Origin of the sequence: Kushneria indalinina DSM 14324 (genome assembly GCF_003385845.1) — a bacterium.
Taxonomy (GTDB): Bacteria; Pseudomonadota; Gammaproteobacteria; order Pseudomonadales; family Halomonadaceae; genus Kushneria; species Kushneria indalinina.
In genome coordinates this window covers 293219-315435 of the sequence record NZ_QRDJ01000006.1, presented here as the reverse complement: position 1 = coordinate 315435, position 22217 = coordinate 293219, and the positions used below count along the sequence as shown (strand labels likewise).

The window sequence follows — 22217 nt, the reverse complement described above, 5'->3', positions numbered from 1 at the left end:
CAAACCATCCGCCACCCCGATTCAGCGAGCAAAATGGCCATGTCTGAAACGCCCTCACAAGGATTCTGGCAGCGACTGGGTTGCCGGCTGCTCGGTGCCTGGCTGCGCTTTCGCAGCATCGACCCCGAACGCCCCGAGGCCCTTGTCACCGAGAGCACCCGGCCGGTGGTCTACGTACTGCCGGTATCCGCCCTTTCCGATCGCATGGCACTGTCCATCTTCTGTCAGCGCTTTGACCTGCCCTCTCCCGAAGGCAGTGTCTGTCTGGCCGATGGCCGTCGTTTCCCGGCACATCTGGCCCTTTTCGACGCCGCACATTATCGCCGTCACCGCGGCCATGTGGATCGCTCCACCTCGCTTGATCACCTGATCGGCGCGCTGGAGCAGCACCCTGACAGTGATGTGGATCTCGTCCCGGTCACGCTTTTCTGGGGCCGTGCACCGCAGCGTGAGCGCGTGGGGCTTCGCCACCTGCTGATCGCCGATGGCTGGTCGCTGGTAGGCCGGCTTCAACGTCTGGCCGGCGTGATCATCAACGGCCGTTCGCTCGAGATTCGTCTGGGAGAACCGGTATCACTGCGCGCGCTGATGGCCCACGGTGACGTCGACCAGCAGTTCAATCGAACCCGCATTACCCGCTTTCTGCGACGCTATTTTCGCCGCATCAGGCTGCAGGCGATCGGGCCGGACCTGTCTCATCGCCGCACGCTCATCCGGCGTGTACTACGCCAGCCTGCCGTACGGGACGCCGCACATCAAAGCGCACTGGAGCGCGGGGAACACGATGACAAGGCCCTGCAACGTGCCGAGCGCTATGGCTTCGAGATCGCCGCCAACATGTCGGCACCCGTGCTGCGATTTCTCTATCAGGTGCTGGGACGGCTGTGGAACCGGCTCTACGATGGCGTCGATGTGCACGGCATCGAGGATGTCGAGGCGCTGGCGGGCACCCATGAGCTGGTCTATGTCCCCTGTCACCGCAGCCACATCGACTATCTACTGCTCTCCTACGTGCTCTATCAAAAGGGGCTGATGCCCCCGCACATTGCCGCCGGGCGCAATCTCGACATGCCCGTGATCGGCCCGCTCCTGCGCCGTGCCGGCGCCTTTTTCATGCGCCGCAGCTTTCGCGGCAATCAGCTTTACCGCGCCGTGTTCAACGAATACCTGCACCAGCTGCTCTCCCAGGGCCACCCGGTCGAGTATTTCATTGAGGGCGGGCGCTCGCGCACCGGTCGTATGCTCTCGCCGCGCCCCGGCATGCTGTCGATGACGCTGCGCTCCCATGCCCGTGCGCCGAATCGGGAAATGGCCTTTGTGCCGATCTATATCGGCTATGAAAAGGTCATCGAATCCAACGCCTACATTCGCGAGCTGCGCACCGGCGAAAAACGCAAGGAAAGTCCGCTGGGGCTGCTGCGCGTGCTGCGCCACCTGCGCCAGCCCTTCGGTCGTGTCCAGGTCAGCGTGGGAGAACCGCTGGTGCTGGGCAGCTATCTGGATCAGCGCTTTCCTGACTGGCGCTCGCAGGAGGCCGGCGCCGAGGCCGACTGGCTGCGCGAGGCGGTCCCGGATCTGAGCCTGGAGATTGCCGCGCGCATCAATCACGCCGCCGCGTTGACGCCCATTTCACTGGTCGCCCTGACCATTCTGGCCACCCCGCATCGCACCATCGAAATTGATCTGCTCCTGCGTCAGCTTAAAACGCTGTATGCCCTGCAGGAACGGCTGCCGGGCGGCAAGCGCGTTCGCCTGCCCGAGCAGAGCCCACAGGATTGGGTTGAACGCAGCGAATATCTGGGCATGGTCAGTCGTATCGAACACTCACTGGGCGATCTGATCACCGTCAGCGACGAACGCGCGCCGCTATTGACCTGGTATCGCAACAACGTGTTGCACCTTTTTGCCCTTCATGCCTTGGTGGCCTTCGCCTTTCGCAACAACGCCCGCCTTGACTTCGAAACGCTCGACAGCCTACTGGCCCCCATCTGGCCGGCGCTGCAGCAGGAGTTCTTTATCGAGGATGATGACACGGACTTCGCCGAGCACCTGCGCGACGTACTGGCAGTCTTCGTGGCGCTGGGCCTCTTGAAACAGCAGGGGGAACACTGGCAGCGCCCCGAAACAGGGGACGAGGCACGTGAGCGACTCTATCTGCTGGGTCGAGCGATCCAGCCGACACTCGAACGCGGCTTTATCCTGTTCTCGACGCTGATGCACTACCCCAACGGCACCATCAGCCGGGAAATGCTTGAAGAGCAGAGTCAGCTGCTGGCGGAACGCCTCACACGTCTGCAGGGACTCAACGCACCGGAGTTCTTTGATCGCCGTCTGTTTGCCGGGCTGCTGGACACCCTGGAGCGCGATGGCTGGCTGTGGCAATCACAGGAGCGGCTCAATTTCGACTCGCGACTGCCGGATGCCCTGATGAAAAGCCGCATGCTGTTTGACCCGACCCTGCGTCATCGTCTGACGGAATTGACCGCCGGACGCCCGCATACCGAAGCCTCAGCGTGAAGGCTTTAATGATCGGTGCACATAAAGATCGTAGCGACTGTTTTTGGAGACAATCTCATGGCTGGGTGATGGCCCCTCGATGGGCGGTGCGCCCTTGGGCCTTTTAACCACTACCCGGTGGGTCGCGATATCGAGCGCCCGGGACAAAAGCTGTGGCGCATCCGTGTCATCCCCGACAAGACGGCGAAAAAGGCGCATCTCCTTTTTCACCAATGCGGACTTGTCCTGATGCGGATACATGGGATCGAGATGAATGACCTGAGGCGCAACGTCTGACGTGGCGATCAGTTCTGACAGCGTCTGGCTGCTGTCACCGTGAGCGAAATAAAGCCGCTGCGTCAGCGCCTTCAGCTCATCCATCATACCGGCCCGCTCCAGGGCATCGGACAGCAGCGCCGCCACCACCGGATGACGCTCGATCATCAATACGCGCGAGCCCAGCGAGGCCAGCACTGCGCTGTCGCGACCCAGCCCCGCCGTGGCATCAATAATCTCCGGTGACACGCCCTGCTTCAGGCCGCAGGCACGCGCGATCAGCTGACCGCGCCCGCCCCCGAACTGGCGGCGGTGCGCCACGCCACCGCCGACCAGATCGGCCCGTACTGGCGCCCCGAACTGACGTCTGTCACCCCCCAGCTCCAGACCCTGCTCGCCGTAGTGCAGCCACAGATCATCACTGCCCGGCGCCTCCACCAGGGCAAGCCCCAGCTGATGGGCCAGGGCGTGGCTTTGTGCATCATCCCCCACTACCACGGGGCGGGTAACAGCGTCCGGAAGTGTCATGCCAGAGAGATAAACAGGAACACGCCCAGAATCATGCGATAGATGACAAAGGGCAGCATGCCGATACGGTCCAGCGCGGCCAGAAAGAGCTTGATACAGGCCAGTGCCGAGATAAAGGAGAGGACAACACCCCCCAGTATGGGCAGCCAGTGGGCATCGGCACCAGTCTGGGCAAGCTCGATACCCTTGAAGGTGCCCGCCGCCAGAATCAGCGGGATCGACATCAGAAAGGAGAAGCGGGCCGCCGTCTGACGGGTATAGCCCAACAGCAGCGCCGCCGTGATGGTAATGCCCGAACGCGACGTGCCCGGAATCAGGGCCAGCGCCTGTGCAAAGCCCATCAGCAGCGCATTTTTAAGCGTCATTTGTGACATGACAAGCTTTCTGATGCCCTTGACGTCCGCCCACCACAGCACCAGACCAAACACGATGGTAGTGGTGGCGATCACCAGCCCGGAGCGCGCATAAATGCTGATGTAGTCATCACCGAGAAATCCCAGAATACCCGCTGGCAGTGTGGCGACAATCACGGCCCAGCCAATATGCCCCTCCTCGCTCGGGCGCCGCTTGAACACCTGCGCGCACCAGCCCTTCACGATAGCGACGACATCTTCGCGAAAGGCCATGACAACGGCCAGAAGGGTGCCGACATGGACGGCAACATCGAATGCCAGCCCCTGGTCGGGCCAGCCAAACAGCTGTGATGGCAGAATCAGGTGCGCCGATGACGACACCGGCAGAAATTCGGAGATCCCCTGAATAAAGGAGAGCACCACCACATGTAACCAATCCATAAAAGGCATCCTTAACGCTTGCTGGAAACAACCTGATCACGCAGATAAATGGGAAGGGCTTGCTGGGGGCTGGTGATCAGCCCCGAGGCAAAATCCATGGCGGCCAGTTGCACAATGTCGCAGGCCTCGGGCTCGCGATCCTCAAGCGTTGTACCCACGTATTCCTGAATTCCGGATGGCAGCCTGTCCAGCAGGGTGACGCCGCTGCCGATCATGGTGATCGACCCGGGCTGACATGACGGCAGCACCAGCGCCTCGGGTGCCACCACACCATCGGCCATCACGGCTTCCAGACGCCCCTGCTCGGCCTGATACAGCGCGACATAGAGCTCGCCCAGACGCGCATCCAGTGCCGGCATGACAAGGCTGGCGCCGTCACGCTGCCAGGCGCCCTGCGCCAGCGCCCGCAGTGTAGAGATGCCCAGTAGCGGCCGCTCCAGCCCGTAGGCGATCCCCTGTGCAACGCCTGCTGCAATGCGTATACCGGTAAAGGAGCCGGGGCCATGGCCATAGGCGATCGCATCCAGCGAGGTCCGGGCAATATCGGCCTCATCCAGCAGCGCATCGATCATGGGCATGAGACGGCGGGTATGACCGCGCGGGGCATGCTCTACCCTGCCGATCACATTACCGTCCATCCAGAGGGCTACGGAGCAGGCAGAAGAAGAAGCATCAAGGGCCAGCAGGCTAGTCATGGTCTCGCTACGTCAGAGTCGGGAATGAGGCGGCATTATACGTAGGTATTGCAACGCCCGTCCAAAACGCTTTCAAGCCTGCGTTTTAAAGGCAATCCATGTCATTGCACAAAGGTGCAGGCCATGGAAGCAGCGCATCATGACACTGCCGTTAAAGAGACACCATGCCCGGCCAACCATTCCGCAGCGGCGGGAAAAAATAGGCGTAACTGCACAGTAACAAAGGAAAATTCGGACATGAAAAAACCGCACGCCCTAAGGCGTGCGGTTTTTCAGAAAACATCATGATGCCATGTCAGGAGCTGAGTGCTTCGACGACCCGAGCGCGAATATCCTCGACACTGCCAACACCCTCGACCCGATGGAAGGCCGGTGCCTGTTGCGGTGCCTGCTGCTGCCACTCCTGATAGTAGGCGATCAGCGGCTCGGTCTGGTCATGATAGACCTCCAGACGATGACGCACGGTCTCTTCACGATCATCCTCACGCTGAATCAGTGCCTCACCGGTTTCATTGTCGATATCGACCTCGAGCGGCGGATGGTTGTCGACATGATAGATGCGCCCCGACCCCGGATGAACGCGGCGCCCGGAGAGGCGGTTGATGATCTCTTCATCGGCCACATGAATTTCAAGCACGTGATCGAGATCAATCCCGGCCTCCTTTAGCGCATCGGCCTGCACAATCGTGCGAGGAAAGCCGTCAAACAAAAAGCCGTTGGCGCAATCGGGCTGAGCGATGCGCTCCTTGACCAGCTCGATAATCAGGTCATCGGAGACGAGTTGACCGGCAGACATGACCTCCTTGACCCTCTGGCCCAGTTCATTGCCTTCCTTGACGGCTGCCCGCAGCATATCGCCGGTCGAAATCTGGACGATATCGAAGCGCTCGCAGATGAATCGGGCCTGCGTCCCCTTACCCGCACCAGGGGCTCCCAACAGGATCAAACGCATGAAAAACCGCTCCTCAATAAATGACTCATGATCCGGGCCGGCGCCACCATCAGACAACAGTCATTGGCGGGCCGCCTGACGATAAAACGCAACAATAACGACAGGCGCCATACGGGCACAAGCGAAGTCGACAGCTCTGCGACATATTGACGACGCCTGGCCGTAACGCACCTACAAAAAAAGGCGGCTCCGAAGAGCCGCCCTGGGACACTGCCAACCGTTACATGGTCAGTCGACGGATGTCTGTCAGGATCGCTGCCAGATACGCCGTAAAGCGTGCCGCATCGGCACCGTTAACGGCACGGTGGTCATAGGACAGCGACAGCGGACACATCAGCCGCGGCTTGAACTCGCTGCCGTTCCATACCGGCTTCATCTGCGATTTCGAGACACCGAGGATGGCCACTTCAGGCGCATTGACGATGGGCGTGAAGGCCGTGCCGCCAATCGAGCCGAGACTCGAAATGGTGAAGCAGCCGCCCTGCATCTCCTCACGCTTGAGCTTGCCTTCCTGAGCGCGTCCGGCGAGATCGATCACTTCCTTGGCCAGCTCGACAATGCCCTTTTGATCCACGTTGCGAATCACCGGCACCATCAGGCCGTTGGGCGTATCCACCGCCACGCCAATGTTGAAGTACTTTTTCTGGATCAGCTTGTCGCCATCCGGATGCAGCGAGACATTGAACTGCGGATACTTCGCCAGCGCATGCGCTGCGGCCTTGATCATGAACGGCAGCGGCGTGAGCTTCGCACCCTGCTGAGCCGCCTCGTCCTTCATCGCCTTGCGGAAGTTCTCGAGCTCGGTGATGTCAGCCTCATCAAACTGGGTCACGTGCGGCACGTTGAGCCAGCTGCGATGCAGGTTGGTCGCCCCGGCCTTCATCAGCCGGCCCATGGGCTTTTCTTCGATCTCGCCGAACTGGCTGAAATCGATCGCCGGGATGGGCGGAATACCGGCACCCCCCTGCGCCTGCGCAGACGGCTGAGCGGATGCACCACCACCCTTTTTGCGATCGCTCATGACCTGCTTGACGAAGCCGTCCACGTCTTCTTTCAGCACGCGCCCTTTCGGACCGCTTGCCTTGACCTCGGCAAGATCCACACCCAGTTCACGCGCCATCAGACGAACGGCAGGACCGGCGTGAACACTGCTGCCGGAAGTGCTTCCACCCTGGTTGCGACGCGCCTCGGGGCCCGGCTCACCGCCATAGTCCCCCTCGTCCTTCTGCGCTTCGCTATCCGGTACATCCTGCTTTTTGGCGTCTTTCGAACCGCCACCGGACTTGCCTTTTGATTCGGACTTTTTCGATTCAGGCTTGCCATCCGAGGATTTTTTAGCCGAATCCTCGGACTTTTTCTTCGAGTCGGACTTGTCACTGGAAGACTTTTTGGCCGAACCCTCGTTCTTCGGTTTGCTGCCGGCCACTTCGATATAGCCGATCAGATCGCCTTCGGAAACGGTATCGCCTTCCTTGACGCTGACTTCCACGACCTTGCCCTTGAAGGGGCTGGGGATATCCATGGAGGCCTTGTCGGACTCCAGCGTGATCAGCGCATCTTCCTCGTTGATCTCATCGCCTTCGCTGACCGGCACCTCGATGATCTCGACATTTTCACTGCCGCCAATATCGGGAACGCGCAGCTCCTGACGCCCGCCTTCGCTGTCGCTCTCCTCGACATCATCCTCGCCGTCACCAATGGCGTCGGCTTCTTCCTCATGATCGGCGCCATCGCCGCTGTCATCATCGGAAGCGTCGTCGGAGGTATCGTCGTCGGCGCCTTCGTCATCGCCTTCACCGGCGATTTCCATGGTGCCGATCAGGTCGCCCTCGGAGACGGTATCGCCTTCCTTGAGCTCAAGAGAGACCAGCTTGCCGCTATAGGGGCTGGGGACATCCATCGAGGCCTTGTCGGACTCAAGGGTAATCAGCGCGTCTTCCTCACTGATCTCATCGCCTTCGCTGACCGCGATTTCAATGATTTCGACGTTTTCGCTGCCGCCAATGTCCGGTACGCGAACTTCTACCGTGCGCTTGCCGCCCTTGTTCCCGGAGGACTTTTTCGGCTTGTCGTCGTCTTCAACATCGGATTCGTCGGCTTCGGCCTCTTCCTCGAGATGCTCGGCGTTACGACTGTCCTTGACCGACGACTGCTCATCGTCGCTCTCATCTGCCTCGTCATCGCTGTCGTCAGCGTCGCCGTCGCTTCCTTCATCCTCGGCTTCAAGCTCGAGAATGTCGTCACCTTCGGACACCTTGTCCCCTTCGCTGACCAGCACCTTTTTGACCTTGCCGGCCTTCGGTGCGGGGATGTCCATGCTGGCCTTGTCCGATTCCAGCACAATCATGGTGTCTTCGGCGTCGATCGTATCGCCGGCCTGGACGGAGATCTCGATGATCTCGACGCCCTCGCTGCCCCCGATGTCGGGTACCTTAATGATTTCACTACTCAAGGTCGCGCTCCTTGTCACCTGGCCGTTGTCCGGGCCGGGTGAGTCCGTGACTCACCCGGCGGCACTGTTGTGAGACAGGCGCCTCAGCTCACCAGCGGATTGGGTTTGCTGGGGTCGATGTCGTATTTTTTCATCGCGTCACTGACGGTTTTGGCATCGATCTCGCCACGATTGGCCAGCGCGCGCAGCGCCAGTACGGTGACAAAATAGCGATCGACTTCAAAGAAACGACGCAGATGCTCGCGCGTATCCGAGCGCCCGAAACCATCGGTGCCCAGAACGTGGAAGTCCGTCGGTACCCACGCACGCACCTGATCAGCATAGAGCTTCATGTAGTCCGTGGAGGCAATAACCGGTCCTTCACGTCCTTCCAGGCAGCTCGTGACCCACGGCTTTTGCTGCTCGCCTTCAGGGTTAAGGAACTGCTGACGGTCATACTCCAGCGCTTCACGACGCAGCTCGTTGAAGCTGGTCACGCTCCAGACATCGGCGGTGACGCCAAAGTCATCGCGCAGGAGCTCGGCGGCCGCTTCCACTTCACGCAGGATCGTGCCGCTGCCCATGAGCTGCACACGCGGCTGCTTCTTGTCGCTCTCGCCTTCCTGAAGCAGATACATGCCACGAATGATGCCTTCCTCGCTGCCTTCCGGCATCTCGGGATGAGCATAGTTTTCGTTCATGACCGTCAGGTAGTAGAAGCAGCTTTCGCGGTCCTGATACATGCGCTTGAGACCATCCTGCATGATCACGGCCAGCTCGTGGCCATAGCAGGGGTCATAGGCACGGCAGTTGGGAACCGTGGACATCAGGATATGGCTGTGGCCGTCCTGGTGCTGCAGGCCCTCACCGTTGATGGTGGTACGCCCGGCGGTACCGCCAACCATGAAGCCGCGCGCCTGCAGGTCACCGGCCGCCCACACCAGATCGCCCACACGCTGATAGCCAAACATCGAGTAGTAGATGTAAAACGGCAGCAGCGGCACGTGATGGTTAGCATAGGACGTCGCCGCCGCCAGCCAGGCCGACATGGAACCGGCCTCATTGATGCCTTCCTCAAGGATCTGACCCTTCTGATCCTCGCGGTAGTACATGATCTGACCGGTATCCATCGGCTCGTACTTCTGGCCTTCCGCCGCATAGATACCAATCTGGCGGAACATGCCTTCCATGCCGAAGGTGCGCGCTTCATCGGGAATGATGGGCACGACCTGCTGGCCGAACTGCTTGTTTTTTACCAGGCCATTGAGCACGCGGACAAACGACATCGTGGTGGAGACTTCACGATCACCCGACCCCTTGGTCTGGGAGGAGAACATCTTGTCATCCAGCCCGGGGATCTCGATGGGCTCAAAATCGTTCTTGCGCGCTGGCAGATAGCCGCCCAGCTGTTTGCGCCGTTGATGCAGATAGCGCATTTCCGGACTATCGTCATCGGGCTTGTAGTAGGGCATGCCCTCTTCAAGCTGCTTGTCGGAAACCGGAATGCCAAAACGGTCACGCATGACCTTGAGGGCATCGGTTTCCATCGACTTGATCTGGTGGGCTTCCATGTCGGCCTCACCGCTGCCGCCACCCATGCCATAGCCCTTGACGGTATGTGCCAGCACGACGGTCGGGCGATCACCGGCGTTGTTGACCGCATCATGGTAGGCCGCGTAGATCTTTTGCGGGTCATGACCACCGCGATTGAGGCGATAGATATCCTCGTCAGAGTAGTCCTTGACCATTTCGGTCGTCTCGGGGTACTTGCCGAAGAAATTCTCACGGGTATAGGCACCGCCACGTGCCTTGAAATTCTGGTACTCACCGTCGACCGCCTCATCCATGCGCTTTTGCATGATGCCCTTGCTGTCCTGCTCAAACAGCGGGTCCCAAAGACCGCCCCAGACAACCTTTAGAACGTTCCAGCCGGCGCCGCGGAACATGCCCTCAAGTTCGTCCATGATCCGGCCGTTACCACGTACCGGACCGTCCAGACGCTGCAGGTTGCAGTTGATCACGAAAATCAGATTGCCGAGCTTTTCACGGCTGGCCAGATGCAGAGCGCCCAGGGATTCCGGCTCGTCGCACTCACCGTCGCCCAAAAAGGCCCACACCTTGCGATCACCCATATCCGCCAGCCCACGCGCATGCATGTACTTCATGACGTGCGCCTGATAGATGGCCTGGATCGGCCCCAGTCCCATCGACACGGTCGGGAACTGCCAGTAGTCCGGCATCAGGTAAGGGTGAGGATAGGAAGACAGGCCTTCAGCCACGGCTTCCTGACGGAAAGTGTCCAGCTGTTCTTCGGTTAGACGCCCTTCAAGAAAGGAACGGGCATAGATACCGGGCGTCACATGGCCCTGTATGTAGACCAGATCGCCCTTTTGCTCATCGCTGTCGGCACGGAAGAAATGGTTGAAACCCACTTCATAAAGCACGGCACAGGACATGTAGCTGGCCAGGTGGCCGCCCAGTCCCTTGTGCTTCTTGTTGGCGCGGATGACCTGCGCCACGCTGTTCCAGCGGATCGCGGAGCGGATCTTGCGCTCCATGAACATGTCGCCGGGCAGCTTTGCTTCGCGATGAACAGGAATGGTATTGCGATGAGGTGTGTTAACGGAGAACGGCGGCAGCTTGCCATCACGGCGCAAGCGATCAGCCAGACGGCTCAGGATATATTGAGCACGCTCATCACCTTCACGATCCACTACCGATGTCAGGGCTTCCAACCACTCCCTTGTTTCGATCGGATCGTGATCTTCTCTTGCCTCCAGACTCATAGACGTCTCTCCGAATGAAGATAAGTTGTCAGCGGGCCCTTTTGGAGCCTCTGGCGCTTTTCAAGGCGGGATAGGCACCCGATGTTTACAGGGGCCATGGTTTCCGGATACGTCAAGCGATGGCATCGGACGTGCTGTCATCGGCGCGGATAGCCATAAGGACACTGCAACGGATTCCGACTCGTTAGCCATCAACGAAACAGGCAACACTCGAACATGGGCGCTCTGATTGGACGACGAAGATACCGCAAACATGAAGTCATGCCAATTAACGTCTCCGGACGCCACCGCCATGGCATTAACCAGATCAATATTGCCAGAGAGTCCACGCCCGTATTTTCCCGCTCAGGGCGACAGACAGACACCGGGCATCTCGCCAGAATAGTCACGGCATCGGGCATGGGCCAACGGTTGATGATGCGTTTCGTTGCCGCGTTATCCTGCCATGAGCCCGAGCAGATACTGATGGTCAAAACTCGGTCCGGGATCGCTCTTTCGAAGCGGCGCTATCTGCTCGTGGGTCACCGTCTCGCCGGCAGTAATGTTGGGGTAGTGGCTTTCCAGCGCCCTCAGCACCCCTGCCAGGCCTTGATACTGCGCGTGGGTAAAGGGACGCGCGTCTCCCTCAAGTTCTATACCGATGGTGAAATCATTGAGCGCCTGCCGCCCCTGCCAGCGGGAGCGACCGGCATGCCAGGCACGCCGGTTAAAGGGCACAAACTGAACGCAGCGGCCATCACGACGTATCAATAGATGCGCCGAGACCCGAAGCCCTCTGATCGATTCAAAAAAGGGATGAGCCTCCCAGTCGAGCCGATTGGTGAAAAGCGCCTCGATGTCATCACCGCCAAAATGGCCCGGCGGAAGACTGATCGAGTGCAGCACGACCCCGGAGATCTCATCTGCGGGGCGTGCATCGGCGTTGGGGGACGTTACCTGTCGTGCGCTGGCAAGCCAATGATCGACAATCATGCGTTCTGGTGTCCTGTCAGGTGTCATGCCGCCCGACCATCAGGAACCCTGGGGAGAGGCCCGCATGGCCTGTGAGGCATCACAGCGTGCATTAAAACCGTGGAGGAACTGCTCTCTGTCCCGCTTTGACAACAGTCCGATCGGCACAAGACGGGGCCGGCGCTCCTGATGCAGGTAAAGCGTGATGCCGCTGCCGCGCACCTTCTCGACCCGGGCGATGTCACGAAAGTTCAGCGTCACCATATGAGGCTTCCAGGCCGGGCCACCGATGTAGCGCACACACTGCGCCTCCAGCCTCAGTACGGGCGACAGACGCCGGCGTACCGCCAGGTTATTGCCGACGATCAGCCCCCAGGCGATCAATGCCAGGCCAATGGCCCCGACCGGCCAGAGGCGCTCTGTCTGCCAGGCATGTACCAAAAGCGTGATACCGCCGGCCACCGAGAAGGCAAAGGCCACACCCAGAAGCGTGGTATTGACCCTTTTCTCGGTAAAAAGCATCGGCGTGTCAAAAGCCGCGCCGTTTTGATTCGTCATGATGGTTTATCCTTGCATTAACGCCTGCACGCACCTGCCTCAAAGCGGCAAAGCGGATGTCCGTTGGACATCAGGGGAGCGTCATTTATCCCTGTGACTACGTGGCAACAACTGCGGCCCCCAGGCCCTGCCGGCAGGATGTCGTCAGGACAGGCAGATGGCATAATCAGCTTATGACAACACATGACACGCCCTCTCCTGCCAGCGCCTCGATGGCGCTGGACATTATCGGCACCATCGAAAGCTGCTACCCGGACAAGTTCGGCATTCCACGCCAGCCGGGACTGGCCCCCAGTGCCACGGCCGTGCTCCGGCTCAAAGCGCCGTTTGATCATCCCGATTGCGTCCGCGGGCTCGAACAGTTCAGCCATCTCTGGATCAGCTTCATTTTCCACCAGAGCCCTGAACGCTGGACGCCGCTGGTACGACCACCGCGACTGGGCGGCAATGCCAGAGTCGGTGTTTTTGCCTCACGCTCGACCCATCGCCCCAACCGGCTGGGTCTGTCACTGGTCGAGCTTGCCGGGATCGAATACGACCCCGCACCCACCCTGCTACTACGCGGCCACGACCTGGTCGATGCCACGCCGGTGGTGGATATCAAACCCTATCTGCCCTGGGCTGACAGCGTAGAAAATGCCAGCGCCGGCTTTGCGCCTGAACCGCCGCCACAGCTCGATGTCCGGCTGAGCGATGACTGCCAGCGCACGCTAAGCGAACGCCCTGACGGCGCAAGTCTTGGTGCCTTGATCCGCCAAGTGTTGTCGCAGGACCCGCGCCCGGCCTATCGTCGAGACAAGCGCGATGACCGCGGCTACGGCGTGCGTCTTCATGATCTGGATGTGCGCTTTCACGTCGAGACAGACAACCACGGTCATGGTCATGAAAGCGTAATCGTGGTCGACAGCCTGGTCCCAAGGACCTGACCGGCCGGCGACGACGCATCGTCGCCGGCCCGATCAAAAGTGGTCAGCCTATGGCCTGATCGAAATCAATACCGATGCGACGCCCGACTTCCTCGTAGGCCTCGATCACACCGCCCAGTCCCTGACGGAAACGGTCCTTGTCCATCTTCTCGCGAGTGTTGGCATCCCACAGACGGCAACCGTCGGGCGAAAACTCATCGCCCAGCGTCACTTCACCGTGGAACAGACCGAACTCAAGCTTGTAATCCACCAGCAGCAGATCGCCCTTGAGAAAAAGTTTCTGAAGAATCTCGTTGATCTGAAAGGTCAGCTCGCGCGCACGGACCAGATGCTCACGCCTGGCCCAGCCAAAGGTCTCGGCCAGTGACTCGTTGATCATCGGGTCGCCCTTCTCGTCATTTTTGAGAAAGAGCTCAAAGGTCGGCGGCTCAAGCGCGATGCCTTCTTCCACTCCCAGACGGCGACATAGACCGCCCGCGGCGATGTTTCGCACCACACACTCCACCGGCATCATGGTCAGGCGCTTGACCTCACACTCGGTGTCCGAACGCAGCCGCTCGAAATGCACCGGAATGCCCGCTTCCTTCAGGGCGTTCATGATGAAGGCGTTGAAGCGGTTGTTGACGCGCCCCTTGCGCTCGAGCTGCTCAACCTTCTTGCCGTCAAAGGCGCTGGTATCGTCACGAAACTCAAGGATCAAACGATCGGGATCATCGGTTTCAAAAACGGACTTGGCCTTGCCCGCATAAAGTTCCTGGCGTTTTTCCACGAAAGTCTCCGGCAGGGAATCACAGGGTTATAGGGAAAAGAGAGGTCGATATCGCACATCTGCCACGGCCCGCCCGGCATGTCAGCGCATCAGCTGACTGACTGCCAGTCAACGGTGCGCCCCTGCTGCGCAATGACCAGGCGCGATTCATCGTTGTCCAGCAGGGGCCTTAGCGCATCAAAGGCCAGCTCGGGCAGATTATTCTTCTCGGACAGGTGCGACGCAACCAGTCGCTGTAGACGATCGGTCCCCAGCGTCTGCAAAAGCTCGGCGGCCTGGCGATTGGACAGATGGCCCAGCCGGCCGCTGACGCGCCGCTTGAGACTCGGCGGATAGGGGCCGTTCGCCAGCATCCGCTGATCATGATTGCATTCGATAAAGAGGGCATCGCACTGGCGATAGCGCTTAAGCACATGTGGCGTGACCATGCCAAGGTCGGTCAGAAGCCCCAGTCGATGCACACCGGTCTGAATCAGATACTGCACCGGTTCGCGCGCGTCGTGAGGCACGGTGACCGGCATAATGTCGAAATCACCGATGCTCCAGGTTTCTTCCGGCGTGATCAGCACGACCTCGATGGCAGGATCAGGCTTGAGTGACAACCAGCTCCCGACCGTCATGTAGACCGTCAGACCAAACCGACGCGCCAGGGCAAACACCCCACGGACATGATCAATGTGCTCATGCGTCACAAGGATGCCGGCCAGCGTGGCCGGATCCATATGGAGTGTCTGCATGCGTTTGACGGCTTCGCGCATGCCAAACCCGCAGTCCACCAGCAGGGTGGTACCGGCACTGCTGACCAGCGTTGCATTGCCGCGACTGCCGCTACCCAGCGATGCAAATCGCATCAGCGCAGAATCGAGGCCACACCGTCGAGCAGGTCATGGGTCCTCTGCTGGTCGACCGGCTCACCGGCACTGTCGGTTACGCTGACGTAGGTAGCATCGTCGGCAGGCGATACGTGCAGCAGATACTGCTGCGTCTCGTCACTGCTGCCGCGGAAGGGAATCCAGCTGCCCTCGCCCTTGACCGTATATTCCACGGTAAAGACACGCTCGCTGCGGTTCTGGTCGAGCAGGCGGCGCTGAGGCGTCTCGTAATTGTTTTCCAGCTGCCAGGCAAGCTCCGCCCAGGCCCGCGGGAAATCAAGCGCCAGCGCCAGACGCCAGTTGTCATCGCGGCTTTCCAGACGAACACGATCATTGCGTGACAGGTTCTGGGCCACCAGAGAGACGCCGCTTTGCGGGGCACTGGAGGACAGATACTGACTGACCTGACTCAGGCAGGCATCAACGCTTGCGCCGCCCTGCTGGCAATAGACGTCCGTGGTGTTGTTACGAATGCCCTGTCGCACCGACAGCACGCCACGATCGGTCGTGATCTGACCCGTATTGCCATTGATGTTCTGCACCTGATAGCCATTGGCGCGCACGAACTCCTGTAGCCGCGGCCAGACCGCACCGGGGGCGGCGCTTACGACCAGCCAGCGATTGCCATCAGCCTCGCGAGGCTCGACAAAGCGCGTTTCGCGGTCACTGGTGGACAGGGTCTGCGGACGAGGGGGCTCGTAACCACCGCGACTTCTGATGAAGTCGTTGGTGGCCTGCGGCACCGGCATGGCGTCCTGATAGCGGGCCTGGTTACGCGACGCCGGAAGCTCCAGCGGCGAGGTCATTTCCGCATCGGCATATTCGCTGTTGCGGTCATGATAATAGCCGCCGCCACAGCCACCCAGCGCGAGCAGCAGTGGCGTTACCATCATCCAGCGTGTCCTGCTCATTGATCCATCACTCCGGCCAGCTGCAGCGCCTCGGCTACGGTGGATTGGTATTTGTCGGAAAGCCAGGTCAACGGCAGACGAATGCCGTTGTCCATCAGGCCAAGTTCGTGAAGCGCCCACTTGACCGGGATCGGATTGGCCTCGATTCCCAGTACCGAGTGCAACGGCATCAGTCGCGTATTGATCTGGTGGGCGCGATCATAGTCGCCGCTGGTGGCGGCAGCGCAAAGATCATGCATGGCACGCGGTGCCACGTTGGCCGACACCGAGATGGCGCCGTGACCGCCTGCCAGCATGAATTCGCAGGCCGTCGGGTCATCCCCGGAGTAAAGCGCAAAATCGCGACCCTTGAGACGCTCGATCAGTTCCTCGGCGCGTTCGAGATTGCCGGTGGCATCCTTGAGCCCGACGATATTATCGATCGCCGCCAGGCGCTGCGTGGTCTCATTGTAGAGATCTACCCCGGTCCGGCTGGGCACGTTATACAGGATGACGGGCAGGTCGCAGGCGTTGGCCACGGCCTTGAAGTGCTGATACAGCCCTTCCTGCGTCGGACGGTTGTAGTAGGGCGTGACCGACAGGCAATAATCGGCACCGACCTCTTTGGCATAACGCGCCAGCTCCACGGCCTCTGCCGTGGCATTGGCGCCGGTACCGGCAATGACGGGCACACGACCGTTGACCGTTTCCACGACCGTTCGAATCACATCGAAGTGTTCAGCCACGCTCATGGTAGTGGGCTCACCGGTGGTGCCGGCCGCCACGATGGCATCGGTGCCATGCTCGAGATGCCAGCTTACAAGATGCCTCAGGGCGTCCCAGTCGATGGCCCCATCGGCTTTCATGGGCGTCGCCAGAGCGACCATGCTGCCAGTGATCATCCCGCCAACCTCTTCCTTTGAATTCATTTGAAAGCGGCCGTATCAAAGCCGCCAGTACAGACCGACGCCGATATGATCTGCCTTCGGGGCAAAACGCTCGGGGTCGGTCATTACGCTGACGATGGTACTCGGCGCACCCCATGCTGTACAGACGCAGCCGGGCAGGAAAACGCGCCGGCGCCCGGGGGCGGCTGATTTCCCCGCCGGTCTCGGTTATTGTCCTCTACCACGCCAGCGCGCGCCGCCCGTGCCACTTCGCGTCATGATGGCCGGGTCGCGGCGGCGCCATTCCAATCCTGGGAGAGAACTTACATGAGCATCACCATTGGCACGCCCGCACCGGATATCACGCTGGACGCCACCAGCGACACGACCTTCAATCCTGCTGCCTTCAAGGGTGAGCAGGTCGTGCTGTATTTCTATCCAAAGGATGCCACCCCTGGCTGCACCACCGAGGGTCAGGATTTCCGCGACCGTATGGACGCCTTTGAACAGGCCAATACACGCGTGTTTGGCATTTCTCGAGACTCGCTGCGCAAGCATGAAAACTTCAGGCAAAAGCAGAGCTTTCCGTTCGAGCTGGTCAGCGACCCGCAGGAGACCCTGTGTCGCGCCTTTGATGTCATCAAGCTCAAGAAACTCTATGGCAAGGAGCACGAAGGCATTGAGCGCAGCACGTTTCTGATCGACCGGGAGGGCAACATCGCCGCGCAGTGGCGCGGCGTGAAGGTGGCCGGACATGCCGACGAGGTACTGGCCACGGCGCAATCACTCAACACCGGCCAGTGAAGAATGACGGCCCTGCCGGTGGCAGGGCCGTAACGTTCTTATTCCAGAGCGCTGGCGTTTTCCTTTCGCAACGCACTTGCCCCACGAGGCCAGGCAAACATCAGTGACTTGATCAGTGTGGCCAGCGGAATGGCAAAAAAGATGCCCCAGAAGCCCCAGATGCCGCCAAAGAACAGTACGGCAAGAATGATCGCCACCGGATGCAGGTTGACCACCTCCGAAAACAGGAGGGTCACCAGCACATTGCCATCCAGCGCCTGAATGATGGCGTAGGCCAGCAGTACATAGACGAACTGCTGGTCAAATCCGAAATGTAGCCCCGCAGAGGCCGCCACCGGCAGCGTGGCCGCCGCCGCACCGATATAGGGCACCAGCACGGACAGCCCCACCACGATTCCCAGCAGTACGGCGTAGGGGAGCCCCAGCGCCCAGAAGGTGAAAAACGACACCACCCCGACAATCATGATCTCGATGAACTTGCCGCGGATGAAATTGGCAATCTGGGTATCCATTTCACACCAGACCCGCGTCATCAGCATGCGCTTTTTGGGTAATAGCGACAGGAAAAAGCCAATCAGTCGCTCACGGTCCTTGAGCATGAAAAAGACCAGAATCGGCACCAGCACCAGGTAGATGATGACGCTCAGCATCCCGGCCAGCGAACTCAGCGACAGGCTGACCACACGCCGTCCCAGCTGGGTGGCTTCCTGGCTGGCGGTATTGATCAGATGCTGCACCTGGTCGGGTGTGACGATACTGGGATAGCGGGCCTGCAGCTCATCCAGCAGTGCCTGGCTGCGATACAGCACAGAAGGCAGTCCCTGCACCAGACGGGCGAACTGATCCCAGACCATCGGAAAGATGATCAGGGCAAAAAACAGCATCGCCCCGACAAACATTAAAAGCACCAGACAGACGGCCGGCAGCCGCGACAGCCCAAGTCGTTCCAGCCAGCGCACCACGCCCTGGAGCAGAAAGGCGAAGACCAGCGCGGTCAGAAACGGCGCCAGCATGCCGCCAAAAAAGATGATGATGGCGAAACCCAGCACCAGCAGCGCGCCAAGCGTCACCGCCTCCTCATCGGAGAGGTAGCGCTCGATGAAATGGTTCCAGAGATTTCTGAAGGTCATTGGATTATTGACACCCTAAGGATAAAACCGGCCGACGCAGACCTCAGCGTCCCTTGATCAGTACGTAATGGTAGACGTCCGCCTCCTGACGGCGCCCTGCCAGTTCATGCGCACCCTGCGCGGCAAAGCTTTCGAAATCGCGCCATGATCCCGGGTCGGTGCAGATGACGTGCAGATGCTGACCCGCCTCCAGTGCCGCCAAGGCCTGACGCGCCTTTAAAAGTGGCATCGGGCAGGCAAGGCCGGTTGCGTCCAGCGCCTGGTCGGCCCCCTGCTCCATTTGCCTGATATCCTCAAGATTTTCCAATGCCCGGGGCTCCCCTGCTGGTTGTAATCGGCACGATTTAAAGGCAACTTGATGCAACCGGCAACCTCTGCTGCCTGTGCCTGGCAGACAGCAGCGCTTCTGCCCTTTCATGTCTCAATGGCCATCCGGTAAGCATGTCATGTCAAGGCATACGCGTTTTCGATGCATTATTACAGCTGCCCTGCTGCTTGGCACGGCGGCCCTGCCGATCACCTCTTCGGCCAGCCAGCTCCCCACCCTGGGCGACGCCACCGGAAGCTTCAGCAGTCAGGAAGAGTTTCGCCTCGGGCGCGCCTGGCTTCGCGAGTTTCGCGGCCACGTCGGGCAGTGGCGAGACCCTATCACCCAGGATTACCTTGAATCGCTGGTGGCACGGCTTTTGCCCAACAGCCAGCTCGGCGATATCACGCCCATCGTCACCCTCGTCTCGAGCCGCACGCTCAATGCCTTCGCCGTACCCGGCGGCGTGATCGGGATCAATACCGGGCTTTTTGCCTGGGCACCCGATCAGGACGCCTTTGCCTCGGTGCTGGCTCACGAGATGGGACATCTGTCACAGCATCACTTTGCCCGCGAGATGGCACGCAGCGAACGGGCCCAGCTGCCCACCATGGCAGCCATGCTGGCCGGTCTGGTGGTGGCCGCCGGCGGTGGCGGCAACCTGGGCGTGGCCACCATGGCAGGCACCCAGGCCGCGGCCATGCAGAGTCAGCTGAGCTACTCACGCCGCTATGAACAGGAAGCCGACCGGGTAGGCCTTCAGGCCATGGCGCGCTCCAATATGGACCCCATGGCCATGCCGCGCATGTTTGCCACCATGCAGCGACTCTCCGGCATGCAGGGCAATACCCCACCCGAATTCCTGCTGACCCACCCCATGACCCAGTCGCGACTGAGCGACACCACCAGCCTGGCCCAGCAATACCAGACCGGCAACGTCAGCGATCCGGGCCCCGAGTACGATCTGATTCGTGCCCGTGCCATGCTGGCGATGAACATGAGCGACCCCACGCTGGTACGTACCCGTCTTGAACAGGACAACGCCCATCCGATCGCCCTGCGCTACCTGGACGCCCTCAATGACAGCATCAATCAGCGCACCGACCAGGCTTTGGCAGCCTTTGACCAGCTTGCTCAGGAGGCGCCCGACGTTTTGATGCTGCCGGCCAGCGCCGCCGATGCCGCCCTGGATGCGGGCCGTCGCGAAGAGGCCATCCGCCGCTGTGAGCGCATTTTGCGCCTGACGCCCGGCTACTATCCGGCCCAGATCATCCAGGCCGAGGCGCAGCTGGGCATCAACCCGATGACGGCGTTTAAAAGCCTGCGAACCCTGGCCGATACCCACGCCGAGGACCCGGATGTCTGGAATCTGCTCAGCGAAGCCGCCGGACGCAGCAACCGCGAAGACTGGGGCCATCTGGCGCTGGCCGAGCAGCTTCAGCTCAAGGGAGATATCGAAGGTGGCCTGGAGCAGCTGAGTCTGGCAGAAAAGGCGTCCACGCAAAGCGGTGATTACACCCTGACCAGCCGCATTCGCGAACGGCGCAAGGCATTCAACCAGTACCAGCAGACGCTGGAGAAGTTTCGCTAGACCGGCCAGCGCCCCCCTGATGCAGGGGCGGCATGCAAAAACGCCTCATCCCGGATCAGGATGAGGCGTTTTCAGAACTGGTGGGTCGTGTAGGATTCGAACCTACGACCAATTGGTTAAAAGCCAACTGCTCTACCACTGAGCTAACGACCCAAAAATCGAGTATCGAACATGAGGTTCGACACAATGACAGGGCTTGTGGTGGGTCGTGTAGGATTCGAACCTACGACCAATTGGTTAAAAGCCAACTGCTCTACCACTGAGCTAACGACCCGACAATCTTGCCAGTAATCACAAACATGTCATTGTCTTTGTCGAGATGGTGGGTCGTGTAGGATTCGAACCTACGACCAATTGGTTAAAAGCCAACTGCTCTACCACTGAGCTAACGACCCGCTCGACGGGCGCAAATACTACTTTGAAAGCATTCGCGATGCAAGCGCTATTGCACGCCTGCGGCGTTAACGGCGCCCGCCGCCCTTTCGACCCTGCGGCGCACCCGCATTTCCCTTCTGACCACCGCTGCGGCGCTCCTGAGCCTTGTCACCGCTGCCACGACGCTCCTGCCCCTTGTCGCCACCGCCGGATGAACGGCGATTGCCGGTCGGCGCCGTGGAGCTCCAGTTACCGCGATCGCTACGCTTTTCATTGCGCTTTTCACGAGGCGTGATCGGACGCGCCTCCTCGCGATCGCTTCGGCGAGGCTTGCTCTCCTGGGTGGTCGTCCGTGCGGCTTCCGGTGACTTCACCCCGCGCACCGGACGACGCTTGTTCTTGTCGCGATTCCAGCGGTTTTTCTCATCCGGCGTCAGCGCCGGCACCTTGCGCTTTTCCAGCCCGGCAAGTTCGGAGAGATCATCCACTTCCTGCTGGTTCAGCTCGGTCCACTCGCCGGCCTTCGCGCGCTTGTCGAGAAACACGCTGCCGTAGCGCACGCGTTTGAGTCGACTGACCGTCAGCCCCTGGGATTCCCACAGCCTGCGCACTTCCCGATTGCGCCCTTCCATGATGACCACATGGAACCAGGTATTGATCCCTTCGCCGCCAAACTCCTGCACATCGGTGAAACGCGCCGGCCCATCTTCGAGCATTACGCCTTCGACCATGGCCCGCACATGCTCCATGGTCACATCGCCCATGACCCTGACCGCGTATTCGCGCTCGATCTCCATCGAGGGATGCATCAGGCGATTGGCCAGCTCGCCATCGGTGGTAAAGAGCAACAGGCCACTGGTATTAATATCGAGGCGACCAATGGCGATCCAGCGCTCGCCGGACAGGCGCGGCAGGTGTTCAAACACCGTACGGCGGCCTTCCGGGTCGCGGCGCGTGCAGAGCTCGCCTTCCGGCTTGTTGTACATGATGACGCGGCGCGACGAAGCCTGACTCGACATCAGGGTGACCGGGCGACCATCCACGGTGACCCGGGCATCGTCGGAGATGCGATCGCCCAGTTTGGCCGTTTCACCGTTGACGCTGATGCGACCGGCACCAATGGCGGCTTCCATTTCGCGTCGTGATCCCAGCCCGGCACGGGCCAGCACTTTTTGCAGCTTTTCAGTATTCATCAGCGA

At 60.3% G+C, this 22217-nt stretch carries 18 protein-coding genes, 3 tRNA genes and 1 pseudogene; 4 read left to right on the top strand and 18 right to left on the bottom strand.

Annotated elements, in window-relative coordinates; translation table 11 throughout:
* Nucleotides 1–39 precede the first annotated feature (39 nt).
* Complete coding sequence (gene plsB, locus C8D72_RS01485) at nt 40–2517, top strand: glycerol-3-phosphate 1-O-acyltransferase PlsB (protein ID WP_245955110.1); 2478 nt, start codon at nt 40–42, stop codon at nt 2515–2517.
* Here plsB and C8D72_RS01480 read toward each other — a convergent pair.
* From C8D72_RS01480 to C8D72_RS01445, 8 genes are all read right to left on the bottom strand, one after another.
* On the bottom strand, nt 2509–3300 hold the full coding sequence (locus C8D72_RS01480; RefSeq protein ID WP_115852649.1) for a class I SAM-dependent methyltransferase: 792 nt from the start codon (nt 3298–3300) through the stop codon (nt 2509–2511). The two genes, plsB and C8D72_RS01480, sit on opposite strands and share 9 nt — an antisense overlap.
* Complete coding sequence (locus C8D72_RS01475) at nt 3297–4094, bottom strand: undecaprenyl-diphosphate phosphatase (protein WP_115852648.1); 798 nt, start codon at nt 4092–4094, stop codon at nt 3297–3299. The genes C8D72_RS01480 and C8D72_RS01475 overlap by 4 nt, the downstream gene beginning before the upstream one ends.
* A gap of 11 nt (nt 4095–4105) precedes the next feature.
* Nucleotides 4106–4789: a tRNA (adenosine(37)-N6)-threonylcarbamoyltransferase complex dimerization subunit type 1 TsaB gene (gene tsaB / locus C8D72_RS01470; RefSeq protein ID WP_115852647.1), complete on the bottom strand. Its 684-nt coding sequence runs from the start codon at nt 4787–4789 to the stop codon at nt 4106–4108.
* A gap of 295 nt (nt 4790–5084) precedes the next feature.
* Nucleotides 5085–5741: an adenylate kinase gene (gene adk, locus C8D72_RS01465; protein WP_115853565.1), complete on the bottom strand. Its 657-nt coding sequence runs from the start codon at nt 5739–5741 to the stop codon at nt 5085–5087.
* Between the two features lie 220 nt (nt 5742–5961).
* Nucleotides 5962–8193 carry a dihydrolipoyllysine-residue acetyltransferase gene (gene aceF / locus C8D72_RS01460; protein ID WP_115852646.1) on the bottom strand — a complete coding sequence of 744 codons (2232 nt, stop codon included), beginning with the start codon at nt 8191–8193 and terminating at the stop codon, nt 5962–5964.
* Nucleotides 8194–8276: 83 nt separating this feature from the next.
* Entirely contained in the window at nt 8277–10958 is a 2682-nt protein-coding gene (aceE, locus tag C8D72_RS01455; protein WP_115852645.1) for a pyruvate dehydrogenase (acetyl-transferring), homodimeric type, read from the bottom strand.
* Nucleotides 10959–11393: 435 nt separating this feature from the next.
* The gene (ampD, locus tag C8D72_RS01450) at nt 11394–11930 is read right to left on the bottom strand and encodes a 1,6-anhydro-N-acetylmuramyl-L-alanine amidase AmpD (protein WP_115852644.1); all 537 of its coding nucleotides are present in this window, start codon (nt 11928–11930) and stop codon (nt 11394–11396) included.
* 39 nt (nt 11931–11969) lie between these two features.
* Nucleotides 11970–12467: a hypothetical protein gene (locus tag C8D72_RS01445; protein ID WP_115852643.1), complete on the bottom strand. Its 498-nt coding sequence runs from the start codon at nt 12465–12467 to the stop codon at nt 11970–11972.
* A gap of 173 nt (nt 12468–12640) precedes the next feature.
* Here C8D72_RS01445 and tsaA point away from each other — a divergent pair, with 173 nt between their 5' ends.
* Nucleotides 12641–13393, top strand: coding sequence for a tRNA (N6-threonylcarbamoyladenosine(37)-N6)-methyltransferase TrmO (gene tsaA, locus C8D72_RS01440; protein WP_115852642.1), 753 nt, complete (start codon nt 12641–12643; stop codon nt 13391–13393).
* 43 nt (nt 13394–13436) lie between these two features.
* Here tsaA and purC read toward each other — a convergent pair whose 3' ends face one another.
* The 4 genes from purC to dapA form a co-directional block, all read right to left on the bottom strand.
* Complete coding sequence (gene purC, locus C8D72_RS01435; protein WP_115852641.1) at nt 13437–14162, bottom strand: phosphoribosylaminoimidazolesuccinocarboxamide synthase; 726 nt, start codon at nt 14160–14162, stop codon at nt 13437–13439.
* An 89-nt stretch (nt 14163–14251) separates the two neighbouring features.
* Complete coding sequence (locus C8D72_RS01430; protein WP_115852640.1) at nt 14252–15013, bottom strand: MBL fold metallo-hydrolase; 762 nt, start codon at nt 15011–15013, stop codon at nt 14252–14254.
* The gene (bamC, locus tag C8D72_RS01425; protein ID WP_115852639.1) at nt 15013–15945 is read right to left on the bottom strand and encodes an outer membrane protein assembly factor BamC; all 933 of its coding nucleotides are present in this window, start codon (nt 15943–15945) and stop codon (nt 15013–15015) included. The genes C8D72_RS01430 and bamC overlap by 1 nt, the downstream gene beginning before the upstream one ends.
* Nucleotides 15942–16826: a 4-hydroxy-tetrahydrodipicolinate synthase gene (dapA, locus tag C8D72_RS01420; RefSeq protein ID WP_115852638.1), complete on the bottom strand. Its 885-nt coding sequence runs from the start codon at nt 16824–16826 to the stop codon at nt 15942–15944. The genes bamC and dapA overlap by 4 nt, the downstream gene beginning before the upstream one ends.
* A 312-nt stretch (nt 16827–17138) precedes the next feature.
* Between dapA and C8D72_RS01415 the strand changes: the two genes are divergently transcribed.
* Complete coding sequence (locus tag C8D72_RS01415; protein ID WP_115852637.1) at nt 17139–17615, top strand: peroxiredoxin; 477 nt, start codon at nt 17139–17141, stop codon at nt 17613–17615.
* Between the two features lie 38 nt (nt 17616–17653).
* On the opposite strand, the gene C8D72_RS01410 is transcribed toward C8D72_RS01415, so the two are convergent.
* Together C8D72_RS01410 and C8D72_RS01405 are read right to left on the bottom strand one after the other, a co-directional pair.
* Nucleotides 17654–18745 (bottom strand): AI-2E family transporter, encoded by a 1092-nt coding sequence (locus C8D72_RS01410; protein ID WP_115852636.1) that lies wholly within the window; start codon nt 18743–18745, stop codon nt 17654–17656.
* 43 nt (nt 18746–18788) lie between these two features.
* On the bottom strand, nt 18789–19052 hold the full coding sequence (locus C8D72_RS01405; RefSeq protein ID WP_342768050.1) for a sulfurtransferase TusA family protein: 264 nt from the start codon (nt 19050–19052) through the stop codon (nt 18789–18791).
* A 139-nt stretch (nt 19053–19191) separates the two neighbouring features.
* Between C8D72_RS01405 and C8D72_RS01400 the strand changes: the two genes are divergently transcribed.
* On the top strand, nt 19192–20643 hold the full coding sequence (locus C8D72_RS01400) for a M48 family metalloprotease (RefSeq protein ID WP_115852634.1): 1452 nt from the start codon (nt 19192–19194) through the stop codon (nt 20641–20643).
* Between the two features lie 78 nt (nt 20644–20721).
* On the opposite strand, the gene C8D72_RS01395 is transcribed toward C8D72_RS01400, so the two are convergent.
* The 4 genes and pseudogenes from C8D72_RS01395 to rluB all read right to left on the bottom strand — a co-directional run.
* Nucleotides 20722–20796 (bottom strand) — tRNA-Lys (locus tag C8D72_RS01395).
* A gap of 46 nt (nt 20797–20842) precedes the next feature.
* A tRNA-Lys gene (locus C8D72_RS01390) sits at nt 20843–20917 on the bottom strand.
* A 46-nt stretch (nt 20918–20963) separates the two neighbouring features.
* A tRNA-Lys gene (locus C8D72_RS01385) sits at nt 20964–21038 on the bottom strand.
* A 336-nt stretch (nt 21039–21374) separates the two neighbouring features.
* Nucleotides 21375–22211, bottom strand: a pseudogene (rluB, locus tag C8D72_RS01380) (23S rRNA pseudouridine(2605) synthase RluB); the annotation flags it as partial.
* Between the last annotated feature and the right edge of the window lie 6 nt (nt 22212–22217).